Here is a 21,184-nt window from a genome sequence, read left to right as displayed (position 1 = left end):
AAAATAATGAGTTCGATCAAAGGAATCAGAAATTTAACAGGCCTGTTATTAAAAATGGTTCCCCATAGGAAGCTAAACGGTCGGCAAGCTCACTTGCCGCAAATACTTTGCCAAACGCATTCACACATGGGGGAAAATACGTTTAATTTATGTGTATTATGAACAGGGGTGATCGAGTGAAATTACAGCCCGCTTGAATTTATATAGTTGATCAGGGATGCTGTGTTCTTTACTTTTAGTTTCTTTAAGATATTGTGGCGGTGCACTTCCACCGTTTTTATTGATATGGCCAGTTTATCGGCTATCTCTTTCGATGACAAACCGTTCCTGATGAGATTGATCACTTCGATCTCACGTTCTGAAAGCTGATTCAGTCCATCTCCACCTTCATCTTCACTCATCATTTGTTCTGATAGAATATTCTTCACTTCCTGACATATATAAACATTGCCCGCAGTCACCTGGTGAATTGCATCCAACATTTCTTTACGGGGAGAATTTTTGGTTACATATCCACGGGCGCCCAGCCGCAGCATTTTCTTGGCATACGCTGGTTGTGAGTGCATTGACACCGCAATGACTTTTGAACCGGGTGATAGTTTACGGATCATTTTGAGGATGTCGAATCCATTGAGAGGCGACATATTGATATCAAGCAAGACAATGTTAGGGCGTTTATCCCTTGCGATCTCAATGGCTCGCTGACCATCCCCTAATTCAGCAATAACCTCCAGCTCTTCATTCCGTCCTAACAAATATGACCAGGTTTCGCGGATCAAAGTGTGATCATCAACAATCATGATGGTAATTTTACTCATACGAATTTTTTTTTTCATTAGTGTGAGAATGAGCTTAGTTTCTGCACAATGCACGCAAAACAGCCAAAGCCGTTTTTAGCGCTTTTGTGCAACTACTAATGGATGAGTCTTATACCGCTGTTTTCTTTGGGGTATAGAAGAGGTTACATATAATCCCGTACCTGATATTAAGCATTTTTCCTGATATACGCAAACTTAAGATTAAAAATGAATTAATAATCTTATAGTATTCAAGCTTATAGATTTTCATTAATACCCTCTTACGTTCTTACCCTCCATGTAGTTAATAAAAGCTTTATTTACCACTCGGTTGCCACCGGGGGTCGGGTAGTTACCGGTAAAATACCAGTCGCCTGTATTGGTTGGGCATGCTTGGTGAAGGGACTCTATTGTCTGAAAAATTACCTGCACTGGCAAGTTAAGCCCTTTAGGGGTAATCAATTCAGCAATTTTATCTGTGATCTGTTCGGTTGTGAATGGTTTATAAACGTGCTGAACCACGTTTTCCGTATGCAGCTGGTCTAAACGTTGCAATTCTTTACATCTGTCGTACAATTCCTTCAAACAATGTTCCTTGCCATGTTCTTTCATCAATTCCGTGGCCGCTTTGAAGGCTATGAAATCACCCAGTTTGCTCATGTCAATGCCATAACAATCCGGGTAGCGTATTTGTGGCGCCGATGAAACAATAATGATCTTTTTCGGCTCCAGCCTGGCCAGCATGCGTACAATACTTTCTTTCAATGTAGTTCCCCGAACGATAGAATCGTCTATCACCACTAATGTATCAACCCCCTTTTCCACCGTACCGTAGGTAACATCATATACGTGTTGCACCATTTCATTACGGCTTACATCCTCCGTAATAAATGTACGCATCTTAACGTCTTTAATAGCAATCTTTTCAATTCGTATTTTACGATTGATCATTTCCGACAACTTCTCTTCGGTGATATCGTTGCCCCATGATAAAATACGTTGGATCTTAACCTGCTTTAAGTAATCATCCAATCCTTTCCACAATCCATAAAAAGCCACTTCGGCTGTATTCGGAATAAAGGAAAATATGGTGTGTTTCAGGTCGTAATCTATAGCTTTCAGGATCTGCGGACTCAGATTATAACCAAGGGCATTCCGCTCGCGGTAGATCTTTTCATCGCTTCCGCGTGAAAAATATATGCGCTCAAAGCTACAGGCCCTGCGTTCTTTGGGCTCTGTTACCTTATCGACGGTAATGTCGCCATTTGCCTTAATGATCAGCCCCATGCCAGGCATCAGCTCCTTCACTTCATTTTCACCAACATTGAAAACGGTGCGGATGGCCGACCGCTCCGACGCTGCTACAACTACATCTTCATTTATATAATAATAGGCCGGGCGAATCCCATGGGCATCACGAAATACAAATGAATCGCCATTGCCCAACAAACCACCAACGGTAAATCCACCATCGAAGAGCGGTACCGCTTTGCGCAATGCACTCAGCACATCCATATCACCGGGTGACTGTTCATCGCTCTTTACGATAAAATGATGGATCACCTCCATCATTGCGGCCAGGTCGCTTTGCTTTTGAAATTCGCCGGGCTCAATATTGATCAGGTTGAACAGCTCATCGGTGTTCACCAGATTAAAATTGCCGGCCAGCGCCAGGTTGCGCGCAGGGATCGTATGGCGTTTTATAAAGGGGTGGCAAAACTCTACATTATTTTTCCCTTGCGTACCATAGCGTAAGTGACCCAGCAACAGCTCGCCCAGGTATGAAATATGCCCTTTCATTAAACCGGGATGTTTCATTACATCGGGCTGGTATTTTTCCAGCTCTTTTACTTCGTGACTTACTTGTCTGAAAATATCCGCAATGGGTTGGGGGGCGCTGCTGCGAACGCGCTGCAGGAACGGATAACCGGGCTCAACATTCAGCTTCACCGAAGCCAAACCGGCTCCATCCTGGCCACGATTGTGTTGCTTTTCCATGAGCAGGTACAGCTTGTTAAGGCCCCACATTACTGTACCGTATTGTTGCAAATAGTAGGAGAACGGCTTTCTTAAACGGATGAATGCTAAACCGCATTCATGCTTTATTGCATCACTCATGAATTACTCCCGATTATAAAAAGAAAGCGCAAAGTTACAAGGAATATATGAGAAGAAGAAACAAGGGAAAGTTAAAGGAGAAAATGAAAAAACCCCCAGTCTTCATAGGTATGGGGGTTGTTCCTCATCAGGACATTGGATCAATATCTGCGCCTGTTTGTTTTTTAATCTAAACAGACATTGGACGGTTCGGTTTTCTGTAGGATCTGGATTCGGACGTTGGATTTTATTTGTTTAACTATAGATATTGGTAGCGCTAAATTCATCATTTTTCTGAAAGAAATCCTAATTTATTCCATGTCTTTTAAACACTTAATGAATTTTTTCAGCCATCAATAAAGGTTTACCCCTAGGTGCGTGTTACAATTCCCCCGAATTGATTATTAAGGTCCCTTAGATGCTTAATAATAAATATTAATTATAAAACACATATAAATACCTAATCTCACATGCTGGTAGCTACATTGTTGATGAAATTCACCAGCGAGGCCGAATTCTTCAGCTTCAGCTTTTTCAAAATATTATGGCGATGCACTTCCACTGTTTTTAACGAAATATTCAGGCTCATGGCGATCTCTTTCGACGATTGCCCTTCTTTAATCAGGTTGATGATCTGAATCTCCCGTTCGGTGAGCGCATTTACATTGGGCACATCCTTATTTTCTTCCAGCACCAGCTCTGAAATATTATTCTTTATTTCATCGCAGATGTATTTATTGCCGCTATGCACTTCCATAATGGCCGTTATCATTTCTTCCTTGGAAGAGTTTTTGGTAACATAACCACGGGCGCCTATCTGCAGCATTTTCTTGGCATAGGCCGGCTGCGAGTGCATCGATATGCCTATGATGCGGGAAGCAGGTGAAACCTTCCTGATCTTTTCAGTGGCTTCGAAACCTGAAATGGGCAGCATGTTGATATCCATGAGCACGATCTGCGGCTTTTTGTTCTTGGCCATTTCCACCGCCTGTTCCGAGTCGCCACATTCGGCTACCACGGTAAAACGGGGATCGTTGTTCAGAATAAAGCTCCAGGTTTCCCGTATCAATTTGTGATCATCTGCGATCAGTACACTAATTTTTTCCATAATCAATAAGGGGGTTTAGATATTTGAAATAGGGACATTTATTTTCAGTTTGCAGCCTTCGCCCAATGCCGTTACTACATGCACACTTCCATTGAACAACTGGGCGCGGCTGGCGATATTCGACAAGCCCACTCCTTTCTTAGACCGCACTTTATCCAGCTCGAACCCCTTCCCGTCATCACTGATGGTAAGGTCTACGGCACAACCTTCACTATCTGCAATCAGTTCAATGACGAGGTTTTGGGCAGAAGCATGCTTCAATACATTATTTACCTGCTCCTGAATGATGCGAAAAAGCATCAGCTTTCTTTTTTCATCCAGGATATTATCAATGGTTCCGGAATAATAGAACTCAACGTGTAATTTCTTCGTTGCTTTGATATTTTCCACGAGGTCCTGCACCGATTCTATTAAACCCAGGTCGCCAATACTTGGCGGCACCAGGGAGCGGGAAATGGTTCTGATCTCATTAATGGCATCAGAGATATTTTTGGTGCTGCGGTTGATCAGGTCGAGCCGGCTGTCATCATCTGTTTGGGCCAACTCGAGATATAATTTGGCTGTTGACAGTATCTGGTTCACATTGTCGTGCAGCTCTTTTCCAATTTCAGCCCTTTCTTTTTCCTGGGCATTCACTACTGCCTGGGCAATTATTTTCTGCTTGTCAACCTCCTGCTTCAGTAATTTTTTTTCCAGTTCTTTTTTATCGGTAATATCCTGCATGGAGCCTACCATCCGGGCCACTTTGCCGGAACGGTCAAAGATCAGAAAACCCCGGTCGAACACCAATGCATATTCACCATTGGGTTTTATGAACCGGTATTCATCTTCCCATATCTTCGAAGTGCTGTCTTTTAAGAACCGGTTTATTCCATTTACGACCCGCTCGCGGTCTTCAGGATGAATACAACTTTCCCAGAAACTGGCTGCATTATCTACATAGCCGGGCTTAATGCCAAAAAGCGTATAGATGCCTTCGCCCCAATACAGGGAATTGGTGTTTACATCCCAGTCCCAGATGGCATCGTTGGTGGCCTTGGTCACCAGCAAATACCTTTCATTACTCAACCTGATCTTTAATTCGGCATTCTTGTTTTCAATAATGATCCGCAAGAGACTGCTCACCCGCTCAAATAATTTAAACTCGGCCTCAGTCGGCGTTGATGGATGCGTGTGGTACACTGCAATGGTTGCAAGCACTTCATTACCGGCGCCCACAATGGGGAAAGACCAACAGGACCTCAGTCCGAGCTTCTGAATGAGTGTGCGGTAGCCATCCCATAACGGATCGGTCTCAATATCTACAGAAATGACTGTTTCCTTTAAATACATGGCCGTACCACAGGAAGCTACCCTTGGACCGATCTTCAGACCATTAATGGCTGAGGTGAATTCATCGGGCAAACTGGGCCCCGACAAATGCTGAATGGTTTGTTTATCGTCACTCAGCGTGATCACCGAACAGAACATGCCGGGAAATGTCTTTTCCAACCCATCGAGGAAATAATCGATGGTTGTTTTTAAGGAAGCGGTAGGCTGGGCGTTTATAGCCAGCACTTCTTTTTCCAGTTCCAGTAAACGTTCCTGCTTCTTCCGGTCGGTAATATCCCTGAAGTAAATAAATGCTCCCTGGGAAAAAGGATAAACACTTGTTTCAAGCCAGCGGCCAAAGGCTGGCAGAAAATGTTCAAAGGTGGAAGATCTGCCTTTATTAATGGCATCTCTATATTGTTGATAGGCGGCCGTGCCGGCAAAATGCGGGAAGATCTCTTCAACGCTGGTACCAATTACCTGCTTTGCATCCAGACCGGTGATATGTTCAACGGCATGGTTCCATAAAAAGATATTCAGGTTCTTATCAACTGCAATAAAACCATCGGTTATACTGGCTAAAATATTTGTAATGCGCTCTGAATATTCTCTTAACTGTTGCTGGCTTTGTTTTAACTCAATTTCTGCAGCCTTCTTCTGCGTAATATCTACAAACGAAGAAACCACAGCATCGGGATGCACGCGCTGCTCGGTATAATAAACCGGCTCGGTATTGATCGAGATCCAGACCAGGCTACCGTCTGAGCGCTGAAAACCCATGATCACATTCTGTAGCGAACGCCCGGTTTTCAGGGTGATGAGGGACGGATGTTGCTGCGGAGGGAAAGGTGTGCCATCTTCATAAATGCAGGCGTTGCCTACACCTGTAAACCTACCTATCAGTACGTTGGCGGGCACATTCAAGATCATTTCAGCGCTGCGGTTGCAGGCGATGATCTCACCATTTTTATCGTACATCAAAATGCCTTCGCCCAGGGCATGTACTACCGAGCGGTATCTTTCTTCATTAATGCGCAGGTTCTCCTGCGATTGGCGGGTTTCCGTAATATCGCGGTAAATACCGGCAACACCGATACGGGTACCACGGTCATTTTTTACAAATGACAATGCGCAGTTCAGGTAAATGCGTTTACCATCGTGCCGGTTATAGTACGCTTGTCCTTCCCAGCTGCCATATTCATGCAAATGCTGTAATGCTTCTTCCCAGGTATTCGACAGGTAACTGAGCTTTATAAAATCGTTGAGGCGTTTACCAATAATTTCATGGCCGGGAATGCCATAGATATTTTCAGCGGCTTTATTAAATGAGATAATATTAAAATCGAGGTCGGTAGAGATGATGCCTTCTGAAACATCCTGCATCACCTGCACTTGGAAGCGGATCTTTTCTTCGGCGAGCTTACGATCATGAATATCAACGATGGATCCGATGTAACCTATAAAAGTGCCATCTTCCAAAAAGCGCGGCACCCCATGATCGAGCACCCAGCGGTATTCATTATCCTTATTCTTTAAACGGTATTCCAGCACTACCGGTTCCCGATAGTTGAAATAGCGTTTATATTTTTCTATAGCGATCGGCAGGTCGGCCTGGTGAACGATCTTTTTCCAGCTATTGCCTTCCAGTTCATTCAGCGTTATGCCGGTAAACTGCTCAAAACATTTATTTACATAGATCGTATTATCGGCATCATCGGCCACCCAAATGATAACAGGGGCCGCATCGGCAAACTGCCTGAACCGTTTTTCTCCCTCACGGATCGCCTGTTCCGCCTGCTTTCGTTCGGTAATGTCTTTGTTAATCGAAATGATATCAGTGATATGCCCTTTATTGTTCTTGAGCAGGGTAACTGCACACGATATAATAATTTTTTTCCCGTCTGCAGGTCTGACAAATGAAACTTCACCACTGCAGGCGCCTGTTGCGTACAGTTCTTCCAGCAGTTTATCGCGGCTGGTATTATGATACGTGAAACTGATAAATTCCTGGATGGTATGCCCCATTACTGTTTCGGCGCTGATGCCATATAACTTTTCTGCGGCCTGGTTCCAGCTTTTTATCAGAAAATCTGGACCGGTAGACAATATCGCATCGAATACATTTTCCAGCACACTGGCCTGGTAGCGATTGGCCTTTTCAGCCATTCGCAACTGGGTTATTTCATTTTGAGTGGTCCAAACGCGTAATAGTTTACCGTTTTCCACTATGCCTACCAGGTTGTTGATGAAGTATCGTTTATTGCCCTGGTGATCGAAATGCATTGACAGGCGGCGGTATATTTTATACCCCTGTTGAATGAATTCGCGTACTACCTGTTCGGTAACCGGTTCTTTGGGGTCAAAGAAAACAGACACTTTTTTGCCGATTATACCGGCTGTATTTTCAAACCCATAAAAATGGGCCATCTGGTCGTTACATTCTGCCAGATAGCCATCAAACAATTCTTGTAATTGTTTTTCTTCGGGGTCGTTTATGCTAATGGGTGTAGGTAATTCGCAGCGCCAGATGATCTCAGAGCTTTGCTGAACGAAAGTTTTATAGCGGTCAGTTACTTCCTGCAGCTCCTGGCGAACTTTCTGTAAAGCGGTTTCTGCATCGGTAGTTGATGCGGCTGCAGGTTTGTACAGCGGAACGGCATTCCAGTCTATAATATCACCTGGTATGCTCCTGTTATTTTGATATTTGGCCGTGAACCCCATAAGGCACACGCCTGCTTTTCCTTTTAATGCTAATTGTACGATGAGACCGGCATCAATCCCGGTATTTAAGAGAGCTTGTAGTTTAGGCTTATCGGCGGCGTCAATGATTTTTTTAAATGAATTGCCTATCAGTTCCTCCTCATGCTTTCCAGTAAAAGAAAGCAAGTCAGCTGAAGCTGATATGATAATACCCGCCTTGTCTGTTTGCAGGCTGAGGGCGGTATAATCAGGTGTTACTTCAGGGATGGATTTCTTCGACTGTTTTAACATACAGCAGTTTGCAGTAATTACATGATATACATTTACGTGATATTTACATGTAAATACTTATACAAAATACTTAAAAGCTGCTTCATGCCAAGGATCGGGAGTGCGTTTCTAACCCATTTAAGGGTTTACCCTTATGATTAAATGACTATTAATTACAATGAATAATGCCTTATTTCAAAAGCATATAACCGCAGTTTTCCGTTAGTATATGCGAAATTTCTACCCAAACACCCCAATAAAAAAGCCCTGACGGTATCGCCAGGGCCCATTATATGATCTTGAATCTTATATTGCTTACTTGCTGCCTGCTGATGCATATTGCATCCATTTACTAAGCGTGCCGCAATTTTTAAAATCGTTATCAATCATAATATAATAGGAAGGGATCTTGGCAGCAAACCAGCTTTCCAGTGCCCGTTGCTTTTTCAATTCCATTGCTTCTTTAGCCAAACGGTCATAATCATCTTTAATATTCTCCCGGTGAGGCTCAGTGCGTGTTTTCAAATAAACGATCCGCACGCCTTTTTTACCTCTTTCATCAGTGAATGGCGTTGGTTTTGAAAACTCGCCTGGTTTAAGTTTGGTGGTTGCCAGTAATTCAACCAGGTCTTTCTCCAGCTGACCTACTTCCAGAAAGGTAGAACCATTTTGTCCCTGCTTTATACCGCCGGTAAATTTTGCATTCTCATCGTCGCTGTATTTGGCCACGGCTTCGCCGAACTCGATGGTACCGGAAATTAATTTAGCGCGAACAGAGTCCAATTTTTTTATAGATTCATTTACTTCTTCATCGGTGATCTTCGGAATACGCAAAATATGCCGAACAATGGCATCGTCACCCGCACGGCTTACCATTTGAATGATGTGGTATCCGAATTTAGATTTGAATACCGGGGAGATCTGTCCTTCTTTAAGCCGGAATGCGTTGTTGAGAAAGGCAGGGTCCCAGGTCTTCTCCGTACGGTTGATGGAATATTGTCCGCCGTTTTCCTTGCTGCCGGGATCATCGGTATATAAACGCGCAAGGGTCTCGAACTTCTGTGTGCCGGATTCTACCTGCTTTTTGAAATCATTCAACTCTTCGATGGTCAGCAGATCCAGCTCCCGGCTTGCTTTTGGGTAGGATACAATTTCGCCGATCACGAGGTTAGACTCATAAAACGGCAAGTTATTCTGATCTTTCTTCAAAAAATACTCTTTTACTTCCTGCGGTGTGATCTTGATGCTTTCTACGATCTTATCACGCATACGCTCGGCAAGTTTTCTTTCTTTGAAAGTCTGGCGAAAATCTTCTTTGATCTGGTACACGGTACGGCCGGCAATCTCTTCCAGGGCTTCCTTGGAACCGTACATTTGAACAAAGCCGCGGATCTGGTTATCGAGCAGGGCGTCAATTTCATCATCACCCACCTGGATAGAGTCCTTCTCGGCCTGCAGCACCAATGCTTTCAGGGTAAGGATCTGCTCCATGATTGAACAGTCGGCATTTTCGGGAATCGGCTCACCGCGACGCTGGCGATCGAGGATATCGTTGTACACATCAGACCGTAAAATGATCTTATCACCCACAATTCCTACGATTTTATCGGCTACCACTTTACGTGTTGCCTGGCCCATTGCAAGGGTGCCTAAACAAAGGGCTGTTACAAGTATAAATACAGACTTCATCTGAAAAAAATTATAAGGGATCGGCTCAAATTTACTGGTTACCATAGCATTTGGAGAGTTGTAGCCCTTATTTAACAAAAGTTTGGTGCCGGTCAGGAAAGCTAAACCCATACCGGGATTGCATATGCCTTAAAATGGTACAGGTTACAAGCCGCAGGTTGCAGGGGTTAGCTTATGCGATCTCCCTGAAACCTGAAACCGGTAACCTGTAACTTATAATGTTCTTTTTACTTCTTCCAGTTCGAATACTTCGATAATATCGCCTACTTTGATATCAGCAAAGTTCTTAACGGTTAAACCACACTCCATACCTGAAGGTACTTCCTTAACGTCGTCTTTAAAGCGTTTCAAAGACTGCAGCTCAGCGCTTTGCCCTTCACCCTTAGGATATTCAACGATACCATCCCTGATAACACGGATCTTTGAGTTACGTTGAATTTTTCCGTCGAGCACATAGCAACCGGCCACGGTAGCTTTATCGAATTTGAATACGTTGCGAACTTCCACATTGGCCACGATCTTTTCAGTGATCTTCGGCTCCAACATACCCTCCATCGCACTCTTCACTTCTTCGATGGCGTTATAGATGATAGAGTACAGTTTGATTTCCACGCCTTCATTCTCAGCCAGGCGGTTTGCCTGGGTGGAAGGACGTACGTTAAAACCTACGATGATGGCATCTGATGCGGTAGCCAGCATTACGTCACTTTCACTGATAGCACCTACGGCTTTATGTACGACCGATACAACGATCTCTTCGGTTGACAATTTTTGTAATGAATCGCTCAGGGCCTCTACCGAACCATCCACGTCGCCTTTCAGGATCAGGTTCAATTGTTTGAAATTACCCAGTGCCAAACGACGGCCAATTTCATCGAGCGTGATGTGTTTCTTCGTTCTGATACCTTGTTCACGCAGGATCTGTGCACGGCGGTTAGCCACTTCTTTGGCTTCTGCTTCATCTTCATAGACCCTGAATTTCTCACCGGCCTGTGGGGCTCCGTTTAAGCCCAGGATAAGTACCGGGGTAGAAGGAGGCGCTTCATCAACACGTTTGTTACGTTCGTTGAACATTGCTTTCACGCGGCCAAAGAACTGACCCGATACTACCAGGTCGCCATGTCTCAGGGTTCCGTTCTGAACAAGCACTGTAGCTACATAACCACGGCCTTTGTCGAGCGTAGCTTCGATGATGGTGCCTGTTGCTTCGCGGTCTGGATTCGCTTTCAGCTCCAATAATTCGGCTTCGAGCAGGATCTTTTCCAGGAGTTTGTCAACGTTCAATCCTTTCTTGGCACTCAATTCCTGGCTTTGGTATTTACCGCCCCATTCTTCAACGAGCAGGTTCATACCGGCCAGCTGTTCGTATATCTTTTGCGGGTTGGCGCCTTCTTTATCTATCTTGTTAATGGCGAAGATCATTGGTACGCCTGCAGCCTGTGCGTGGCTGATGGCTTCCTTGGTTTGTGGCATCACCGCATCGTCTGCAGCAACCACAATAACCGCAATGTCGGTTACTTTGGCACCACGGGCACGCATGGCGGTAAACGCTTCGTGACCGGGTGTATCGAGGAAACTGATCTTTTTACCATTGGGAAGTGTTACTTCGTATGCACCGATGTGCTGGGTGATACCACCTGCCTCACCGGCTACCACATTCGCACTGCGGATATAGTCGAGCAAAGATGTTTTACCGTGGTCTACGTGACCCATGATGGTAACAATGGGCGCGCGGTGCTGCAGATCTTCTTCATTATCCTCTTCAACTTCCTCTTCCATTTCCATCTGCTTTTCCATATCAATGAATTCGGCTTCAAAGCCAAATTCACCGGCCACCAGCTCAATTACTTCAGCATCCAGCCGCTGGTTTATAGACACCATGAGACCAAGGCTCATACACTTGCTGATCACTTCGGCAAAGCTTACATCCATCAGGTTGGCCAGTTCGCTTACGCTGATAAACTCAGTGACCTGCAGTTTGTTGTCCTGCCCTTCCATGCCGCCCTGTTCGGCCAGGCCCTGGCGTTTTTCATGGCGGCGTTTTGCTTTAATGCTCTTTCCGCCTTTGTTGCCAGACAGCTTGGCTTGTGTTTCCCGAATTTTATCCTGGATCTCTTTTTCGTTGATCTCTTTAGGCTCGCGCGACACGTGGCGGTTTTGTCCCGGGCGGTTATTGGGACGGTTATCCCGTCTGAAACCACCGCCCTGTTGCTGACCATGACCACCACCTTGCCGGTGCTGACCACCCTGTTGGCCCTGTCCATGCTGGCCGCCGTGGTGACCACCTTGTTGTCCTCCGTGCTGACCCGGTTCTCGCTTCTTGAAAAGATGTTGAGCCCGCTCCTGAGCAGTTTGCTGCTGCTGGTCCTTCTTTTCAATGGGAATGCGCTTGCGCTTCCGCTTTTCCTCGTTGGGCTTCGGTTTGGTGCGGGCTTCGTCGCCAACCGGTAATTCAATTTTGCCCAGAATTTTTGGTCCCGTAAGTTTATCGGCTTTAATATTTTCAATAACCGGCGGCAGTGCTTCTTCCTTTTCCGGTTCTTTTTCTTTCGGCACTTCCTTTACCGGCTCCTGTTCTTTTTTCTTTTCAACAACTACCCGTTTGGCAGGTTGTTGCTGCTGAGGTTGCGCCACTTCTTCTTTTGGCTTTTCTACTTTTTCCTCAGCGGTAACTACAGGCGTAGGAGCAGTGGCAGGCTGTTCTTCTTTCGGCTCCTGCACTTCTATTGGCGTTGATGCCTTTTCTTCAGTAACCGGTTGTGGCGTTTCTTCCTTTGCCTTTACCGGCGGCTCCTCTTTCTTTGCAACAGCAGGCGTTTTCTTTGGCCTTGTTGAAGAATCTATTGCAGACAGATCGATCTTGTCAAGTACTTTGGGCCCTTCTATTCCGGGTGCTTCCACCTTGGTAATCTCAGGCTGTTTCTCCTCTTGCTTGGGTTCTTCTACCACTTCTTTCCGCTCTTCTACAGGCGGAGTTTCGATTTTTTCGGCAACCACAGGCGCTTCCTGCACAACTTCCGGTATTAGCTCTTCAGGTTTTTCAACCTTTTCAACTTTCTCGGTTTTTTCAACTTTCTCTACCTTTTCTTCTTTTTTCTCTTCTACAACCGGAGCTGGCTCCTGTTTTTTAACCACCTCTTTTTTAACAGCCGCAGCATCGTCTTCCTTCTTCTTCTTCGCTTCCAGGCTTCCCTTCGGCAGATCTATCTGGTCGCTTTTTAACTTGGCCACTTTATCACTCTGGAATTCCTGTTGCAAAGCACGATACATTTCCTCCGTCAATTTTGACGTGGGTTTGAGATCGTCTTTGCTAAATCCCTTTCCTACCAAAAAGTCTACCAGCGTTTCCTTGCCGATATTGAACTCTTTGGCTGCGGCCATTAATCTAAGTGTTGTTGTTTCTGCCATTCGTTATTGTAAGACAATTTTTTGTTTTGTTCGCTGTTTGGATAAGCAAATTACTCCGAAAAAGTCAAACTGGTCACATAAGTCAAATTAGTCATATAAGTCATACCTGACTTTTTAGCCTTTTCAACTTCCTGACGGTCTTTGCTTCTCCTGGTCAATTCAGTCAGACTAGTCATATAAGTTATATCTGATTAGTAACTTACAGACCAATGACCCATTTGACCTGCGGTTTTGCCTATCCTTTTTCAAATTCTTCATTCAGGATGCGGCGTACATCATTGATGGTCTCTCTTTCCAGGTCGGTTCTTCTTTCCAGCTCTTCGGCAGTGAGGTCAAGTACACTGCGGGCGGTATCGCAACCAACGCGTTTAAGTTCATCAATGATCCAGGTTTCAATTTCATCGCTGAATTCTTCCAGATCGATATCGAATTCCTGGGGTTCGCCTTCTGTATCGCGATAAACGTCGATGCTAAATCCTGTTAATTCCTGTGCCAGCTTAATATTGACGCCTTTTTTACCAATTGCCAGCGACACCTGGTCGGGCTTGAGGTAAACATTGGCCTGCTTTTTATCATTATCAAGCTCCATTGTGGTGATCTTGGCCGGTGTTAATGACCGTTGGATCAACAGCTGGACGTTGTTTGTCCAGTTTATAACATCGATATTTTCATTTTTCAGTTCCCGTACGATCCCGTGGATACGGCTACCTTTCATACCAACGCAAGCGCCAACAGGGTCAATACGGTCGTCATACGACTCTACCGCTACTTTGGCCCTTTCGCCTGGCTCTCTAACTATTTTCTTAATAACAATTAAACCATCAAATATTTCAGGCACCTCAATTTCAAGCAGTTTTGCAAGGAAAGAGGGAGAGGTACGGGATAAAATAATGACCGGAGAATTGTTTTTTAATTCTACTTTTTTAACAACGGCGCGGATATTTTCACCTTTCTTGAAATAGTCCTGCGGAATTTGCTCAGACTTAGGCAATATTAACTCATTCCCTTCTTCATCGAGCAATAAAATTTCTTTTTTCCATACCTGGTACACTTCTGCACTGATAATTTCACCGATCCGGTCGCCATATTTTTTCACCAACACGTTCTTTTTCAGATCGCTGATACGGCTGGCGAGGGTTTGTTTTGCTGCCAGGATGGCGCGGCGGCCAAAATCGAGGATATTCACTTCCTCATACAGATCTTCGCCAATTTCGTAGTCAGGTTCAATTTTAATGGCATCGCTATAAGCGATTTCGGCCAGGGGATCCATTACGGTTCCGTCTTCAACAATCGTCCGGCGGCGCATAATTTCCAGGTCACCTTTTTCTGCATTCACAATTACGTCAAAATTCTCGTCACTGCCATATTTTTTACGCAGCAGGGTTTTGAAAACATCTTCTACCACTTTCATCATGGTCGGGCGATCAATATTTTCTGCTTCCTTAAAGTCTGCGAAGGCCTCTATCAAGTTTATGCTTGCCATATACTAACAATTTTTTCCCCCAACGGTTACCCGCCGGAGATCAATTAAAATACGGTTTGAATTGTTGTTGATTTTATTTGATCTAATTGAATTTGGTGCGTTATCACCTCTTTCTTTTTATTTTTTCCTCTTGTTTCTTCTACAGTAATGGTTTCTTCGCCTACCTCGATCATTTTACCGGTAATTTTAATGCCATCTTTTAGGATGACCTCCACTGTTCGGCCTACATTCTTCTTATACTGCCGTAACAATTTCAAAGGTTCATCAACGCCGGGAGAGGATACTTCAAGCGAAAAGTCTCCATTAGGGAATAGATTTTCTTCTTCGATCTTCTTGTATAAAGCCCGGTTCCAGGAGATACACTTCTCTATAGTCAAACCCTGGTCACCATCCAAAAAAAGCTTTATATTATTGGTGGGTTTTACTTTGATCTCTACCAGGAAGTATGCCGGATCATTGGCCAGCATATCCTGTACCATTTTTTCAATTGCCTGTACTGGTGTTTCCATGTCCTTATGGGAAATAAAGAAGGGAACGATTTCCGTTCCCTTTCTAATCTTCTTTTGCCTTGGCAAAGGTAAGGTAAATAGATAATTACTTCCAAAATACTGGTTGTTAATTTTGATAAACCAGTAATGAATATGTGACGGCTGTCAATTAATGGGCAAAAATTCTGAAAATTGCCTGTCATGAACTTTCAGTATACTATACTTGTTGATTTGACATAGTTTTGCCAGGACGGCCGACAATTACTTTTCATTCAGCCACCTTAACAATTTGTTAGGTGCTGTAATTGTACCTTTAGTTTTTGTAATATGAGCATATTCCGCATTCTGTTCTATATCTTTCTTGCCATCTTCCTATACAAGTTTGTAGTTAACTTCCTCGTGCCTGTAATCAAAATGTCGTGGCGGGTTCGCCGTCAGATAAAGGAGTTCCAGCGGCAGCAACAGCAACAGCAGGACCCGGTTCAACAGAACGGCAGCACCAACCGGCCATCTTCCGGCAACGGCTCAACCGCGCCAACTCCGAAATCAGGTGAATATATTGATTTTGAAGAAGTAAAGGAATAATAGTTCGCAGTCGCAGTTCACAGTTCGCATTTGGCAGTTAAAAGGCGCTCAGGCTTTTTTCAGCTCCTGGTTGCCTCTCTTGTTTATGCGTCGCAACCATCAGATTTACAATTTTGTAAGCTTTTCGCTTTTGAACCGTGGTTACCTCTTGTTTACCTATTCTTTACCTCTTGTTTACCTATTCCCCAGGTATTGGTTACTTTTCTTTACCCCTTCTTTACCTCCCGCTTACCTTTTCTTCTGGTCCCGGCAATATCAGGGTTTGGTTGCCTTTATCTTTTTATTTCCTTTTTATTACCCGGGGGGTAAAGAAAAGGTTAACCTGATATTACCACAACCAAACCCCAACCAAACCACAACCCGAAGGAAGTACAGGAAAAGGTACTTAAAGTCCCAGCTCCAAAATCGTTTTGCCATCCGTCAGGTGAATGGCCTGTAAACCTGCCAGCCTGGCCCCCTCCACATTTACCAGCGCATCGTCGATAAAGAGGGTTTCTGCGGCATTTACACCACTATCCTTAATTACATATTCAAAAGCCGGCACATCCGGTTTACGCAGTTTAATGAGGTGTGAGTAGTATGCTTTTTCAAACAGTTCATCCATTTCGCTGCCATACACCTCGCGGTAAGTTTTATGAAAAGACAACAAATGAATGTGATTGGTATTACTGAATAAAAACAATCGGTATTTGCTTTTCAGTTCTTTAAGAAAGGTTACCCGTTCGGCCGGAAAATCCAGCAGCATCACATTCCAGGCATCGATGACCTGCTCCTTTGTAGTGCCGGGATGCGTTAGCTCCAGGGCGCTTTGTACAAATTCCTCGTCGGAAATAGTGCCCTTTTCATAGTCTTTGAAAAAAGAGGCCGCGAACCCTATCCGAAAAAGTTCATCTATTTGTGTAATGCCTAAATCCTTGAATGCTTTACTGGTTTTCGCTACATCGAGGTTGAGTAAAACTCCGCCCAAATCAAAAATGATACTTTTCACAGGTGCCATTGATGGTTGATTTGGGCGCAAGTTACGGTTCATAATTATTTTACCAACCTGAAAGCTGCTTCCTTCACATCGCGGCTGTTGGTGCCGATGTAAAGTTTGAAATCGCCTGGTTCTGATACATACTTCAGATCGCTGTTATAAAACTTCAGATCATTTTCGGTGATGGTGAATTCCACCTTCTTCAATTCGCCCGCATTCAACTGTACTTTTTGAAAGCCCTTTAATTCTTTTACGGGCCGGGCTACTGACCCCACCAGATCACGGATATACAATTGTACCGTTTCTTCCCCGGTCAGGTTACCTGCATTTTTAACCATAACGGATGCGGTTATCGACTGGCCCGGCCTTAAAACAGTTTGACTTAAAGTAACTGTATCATAGGTAAAGGTCGTATAGCTGAGTCCGTAGCCAAAAGGATATAAGGGCTCATTTACCTCATCGAGATAGTTCGATTTGAACTTTGGGCTCCCGCCTTCATAGGGCCTTCCGGTGTTTTTGTGATTATAATAAATGGGGATCTGGCCCACACTTCGTGGGAAGGAAGTCGTGAGTTTGCCCGATGGATTGTAATTTCCAAACAACACATCTGCAATGGCGTTACCAGCCTCAGTGCCTGCGAACCAGGCCTCCAGTATGGCGGGCGCCTGCTGGTGGAGCCAGGGTATTGCGAGGGGGCGGCCATTCATCAATACCACCACCAGGGGTTTCCCGGTTTTTGCCAATGCTTCTATCAATTTACGCTGGCTGCCGGGAAGATCGAGTTCGGTACGGCTGGCCGACTCGCCCGACATTTCCGCTGCTTCGCCCACTACCGCTACCACCACATCTGCTTTTCCGGCTGCTTCAACCGCCTCGCGGATCAGGGTGTCCGGCGAGCGGGCATCAATTTCGGTTGGTTCTGCAAAGGGACTGATCCGTTTGGCAAAAGCCGTGTCATCGGTGATGTTTGCGCCTTTTGCATATATGATCTGTAAGCCGGTACCGGCTACATTCTGGATCCCCTGTTTTATGGTAACACTTTTTGTTTTATCGCCCGATACAGCCCAGGTGCCCAACATTTCTGAATGGTTATCGGCGAGGGGACCGATCAAAGCAATGGTGCCCGTCTTCTTCAATGGCAGGATCTGACGCTCATTTTTCAACAGCACCATTGAACGCGTAGCTATTTCCCGGGCCGCTTTTCTATTTTCTTCAGTGAGAATTTCTTTGTCTGCACGCGCTTCGTTAATATAACGGTAGGGGTCCTGAAACAAGCCCAGCTTATATTTTGCTTCAAGGATGCGGCGGCAGGCATCATCGATCTGTTTTGTGGTAACCTTGCCTTCTTTCAGCGACTTTTGCAGGGTGGTTAAAAACCCTTCGCCCACCATATCCATATCCAAACCAGCATTCAATGCCAGGGCGGAAACAGCCTGCAGGTCGCCCAGGCCATGGGCAGTCATCTCGTTAACGGAGGTATAATCAGATACCACCAGTCCGTTAAAGCCCCATTGTTGGCGTAATAAATTGGTCAGCAACCACCGGTTGCCGGTAGCCGGTATGCCATCGATTTCATTGAAAGAGCTCATAACACTGCCTACGCCCGCATCCACTGCCGCCTTGTAGGGCGGCAGGTATTCGTTGTACATTCTGATGCGGCTCATATCGGTGGTGTTGTAATCGCGGCCGGCCTCGGCAGCGCCATATAAGGCAAAATGTTTAACACAAGCCATTACGGTATTGTCTTTCGACAGGTCATTGCCCTGATAACCTTTTACCATGGCGCGTGCGATCTTTGATCCCAGGTAAGGGTCTTCGCCGGAACCTTCTGCAATGCGGCCCCAGCGCGGATCACGGGCGATATCTACCATGGGCGAGAATACCCAGCACAAGCCATCGGCCGTTGCTTCCATAGCAGCTATACGGGCACTGCGCTCGATCAATGCCGTATCCCAGGAACAGGAAATGGCCAAAGGAATGGGAAAAATAGTTTTATGACCATGAATTACATCGAGACCGAATAACAGGGGGATATGCAAGCGGCTTTCCTTAATAGCCAGTGTTTGCGCCTGGCGCACTTTGTCGGCACCGAAAATGCCAAACAAGCCACCTACCCGGCCTTTGCGGATATTATCTTCCACGCCTTTACTTACTACAGAGCCGGTAGGAACGCCCCAGCCGGGTGTTACCAGGTTCAGCTGACCGATCTTTTCTTCAAGGGTCATTTTACTCATGAGATTGGCCACGTATGCTTTCATTTTTGCATCGGGTGTTTGTGCAGCCAGCTGAAACAGGAAAAATAAACCTACAATCGTTGAAATTAACCTCGGCATATTGATATTTTTTTGAGTCTTTCGTTTTAATTCTTTTCTATAGGACTGCGGTCGGTCCGCTTCATTATTAATCTACTCTTACAATTTTGGTTCTTGCCGATACGCCGTTTTCGTTGATGGCTTCAATAGAAAAATAATAAGGTTTTTCCTTATCCATGGTTTTGCAGTAATATTCATTGCTGCTATACACCATTACACAATTGTATAATTTGTCAGGAGCAATGCCCATGTAAATATTATAAGCGTATGCATTATCAACCGGCGACCATTTTAACCAGGCGCTGCGCTTGTCCTTCTCGGTTCGCAGCACAACAAATTGTTTAACTGAGTCGGGCTTGCTGCCATTGCCATTTCCAAATACCCGCAGGCCGCTGAGTGCAAATTCTCCCCCGGGCATATGAATGTTCTCTAATTTCAGATAACGGGTTTGAACAGGGTTTTGGAGTTCAATATATTCGTGCGGCACATCGGTCTTGTTATTACTCTTGTCGACCAGCAAGGTCCACTTTTTTCCATCGGCACTATGATATAGTTTATACTGATGATAAACATCTTTTGTCTTGCCCAGGAAATCTACATCCTGGTCGGCATAGTTGATCTGGATGGCCCGTACGGTAGCGATATTGCCGAGATCAGTGCTTATCCATTCGCCTTTGTTGCCGCTGGCAGCGCTCCAGTAGGTTTTAATATCTTCATCCACGGCAAAATTAGGGTAGTAACTGCCGAGGGTAGATGAAACCGTAACCGGTTTGTTATAATTCAGGAGCATCCAGCCGGTAAATACGCCGGCTTCAGCCCGGTTAGTATCATTAGCAGATCCGTTCTTTCCCGGCAAATAATATGGGTAATCACCGAAAGCCGAATTCATATACATCACATCGTCTTTATCGAATCCGGCCGGCCAGATGCCGATCCGTCGTTCAAAATTATTTTTGACCGAAATGGCGATGGTAGACACATGCCACCATTTATTGAACGGGTCCTTGAAGGTAGCGCCGTGTCCGGCGCCGCGGGCGAAACCTCCGGGCTTAAAGCTGAAGGGAAGCGATTGCGGAGTAAATGGCCCCAGTGGATGATCACCTACTACCACGCCATCGGCATAACCGCTGAACTCGGTACCCGGGGCCCCGTATTGCAAATAATATTTACCGTTGTGTTTTGTCATCCAGGCCCCTTCGATGAAGGGATCTAAAAAAGTATTATCATAATGTTCACCAAATCGCTGCCAGCCATAACGCCAGTCTTCCAGCATGTACATTTCTTTGCGGGTGCCTTTGGGATCAAATGTTTTACGGTCAACTTCAATCCCATATAACGGATATCGGTTGCTGCTGCCGTTATACATATACAATTTCCCATCATCATCTAGGAAGAAGGCCGGGTCCCAGCCGCCTATTTCAAAAGAGTCCACCGCTTCTTTCCATTCATTGCCCTTGGGGTTCGTGCTCATCCATATTGGGAAATTACTGGTGTAGGTTGAGCCAAACACGAACATGGTATCGCCCTGCACCCAAACGGCTGGTGCGCAAAGCTCATCATACACTTTATGGTAAGGCTTCAAAAATAAACGCGAAATAAAATGCCAGTTGCTCATATCACTGCTCCACCAGTATCCCCATTGATTGGTGCTGAAAAGATAATAGTCGCCTTTGTAAGTGACAATGACGGGATCCGCCGTAGCGCGATGCCGGCCCCATTCGGTAAAGTTGGGTATGGGGGTATAGCCGTAATCAATATTCAGGGGATTGCAGTAGGTACGGGGAGAAGAATTAGGTAAGGCGGGCCTCCTGTCAGAAAGAGACCCACCTTTATTATCAACCTTGCTTTGAGGGAACACCTGTGGTACTGGTAGTATAACAATGAACAAAAAGACTTTATAAAGAAGTTTTGTAAACATTTTCTAAAAAATTTTTTAATTCGAACTTCCACCGCACGGCTT

At 45.0% G+C, this 21,184-nt stretch carries 12 protein-coding genes; 1 reads left to right on the top strand and 11 read right to left on the bottom strand.

Annotated elements, in window-relative coordinates; genetic code table 11:
* Positions 1-182: 182 nt before the first annotated feature.
* The 8 genes from JT717_RS20675 to rimP all read right to left on the bottom strand — a co-directional run bounded on the left by JT717_RS20675 (position 183) and on the right by rimP (position 15,372).
* A complete protein-coding gene (locus JT717_RS20675; protein ID WP_205512942.1) occupies positions 183-818 on the bottom strand; it encodes a response regulator in 636 nt (211 codons plus the stop codon).
* 249 nt (positions 819-1,067) lie between these two features.
* On the bottom strand, positions 1,068-2,915 hold the full coding sequence (locus tag JT717_RS20670; RefSeq protein ID WP_205512941.1) for an amidophosphoribosyltransferase: 1,848 nt from the start codon (positions 2,913-2,915) through the stop codon (positions 1,068-1,070).
* A gap of 445 nt (positions 2,916-3,360) precedes the next feature.
* Entirely contained in the window at positions 3,361-4,002 is a 642-nt protein-coding gene (locus JT717_RS20665; RefSeq protein WP_132554895.1) for a response regulator, read from the bottom strand.
* 15 nt (positions 4,003-4,017) lie between these two features.
* Complete coding sequence (locus tag JT717_RS20660) at positions 4,018-8,304, bottom strand: PAS domain S-box protein (RefSeq protein WP_205512940.1); 4,287 nt, start codon at positions 8,302-8,304, stop codon at positions 4,018-4,020.
* A 294-nt stretch (positions 8,305-8,598) separates the two neighbouring features.
* Positions 8,599-9,972: a peptidylprolyl isomerase gene (locus JT717_RS20655; RefSeq protein WP_205512939.1), complete on the bottom strand. Its 1,374-nt coding sequence runs from the start codon at positions 9,970-9,972 to the stop codon at positions 8,599-8,601.
* A 213-nt stretch (positions 9,973-10,185) separates the two neighbouring features.
* Positions 10,186-13,380, bottom strand: a complete 3,195-nt coding sequence (infB, locus tag JT717_RS20650) for a translation initiation factor IF-2 (protein ID WP_240348315.1) — start codon at positions 13,378-13,380, stop codon at positions 10,186-10,188.
* Positions 13,381-13,615: 235 nt separating this feature from the next.
* Entirely contained in the window at positions 13,616-14,863 is a 1,248-nt protein-coding gene (gene nusA, locus JT717_RS20645) for a transcription termination factor NusA (protein ID WP_205512938.1), read from the bottom strand.
* 44 nt (positions 14,864-14,907) lie between these two features.
* Positions 14,908-15,372, bottom strand: coding sequence for a ribosome maturation factor RimP (rimP, locus tag JT717_RS20640; RefSeq protein WP_205512937.1), 465 nt, complete (start codon positions 15,370-15,372; stop codon positions 14,908-14,910).
* A gap of 306 nt (positions 15,373-15,678) precedes the next feature.
* Here rimP and JT717_RS20635 point away from each other — a divergent pair, with 306 nt between their 5' ends.
* The gene (locus JT717_RS20635) at positions 15,679-15,936 is read left to right on the top strand and encodes a hypothetical protein (RefSeq protein ID WP_205512936.1); all 258 of its coding nucleotides are present in this window, start codon (positions 15,679-15,681) and stop codon (positions 15,934-15,936) included.
* Positions 15,937-16,321: 385 nt separating this feature from the next.
* On the opposite strand, the gene JT717_RS20630 is transcribed toward JT717_RS20635, so the two are convergent.
* From JT717_RS20630 to JT717_RS20620, 3 genes are all read right to left on the bottom strand, one after another.
* A complete protein-coding gene (locus JT717_RS20630) occupies positions 16,322-16,933 on the bottom strand; it encodes an HAD family hydrolase (protein WP_205512935.1) in 612 nt (203 codons plus the stop codon).
* 35 nt (positions 16,934-16,968) lie between these two features.
* Entirely contained in the window at positions 16,969-19,245 is a 2,277-nt protein-coding gene (gene bglX, locus JT717_RS20625; RefSeq protein WP_205512934.1) for a beta-glucosidase BglX, read from the bottom strand.
* Positions 19,246-19,312: 67 nt separating this feature from the next.
* Positions 19,313-21,142, bottom strand: coding sequence for a family 43 glycosylhydrolase (locus JT717_RS20620; RefSeq protein WP_205512933.1), 1,830 nt, complete (start codon positions 21,140-21,142; stop codon positions 19,313-19,315).
* Between the last annotated feature and the right edge of the window lie 42 nt (positions 21,143-21,184).

It is taken from the genome of Longitalea arenae (genome assembly GCF_016924755.1).
GTDB lineage: Bacteria > Bacteroidota > Bacteroidia > Chitinophagales > Chitinophagaceae > Niastella > Niastella arenae.
This window is presented reverse-complemented; position numbering and strand designations above follow the sequence as displayed.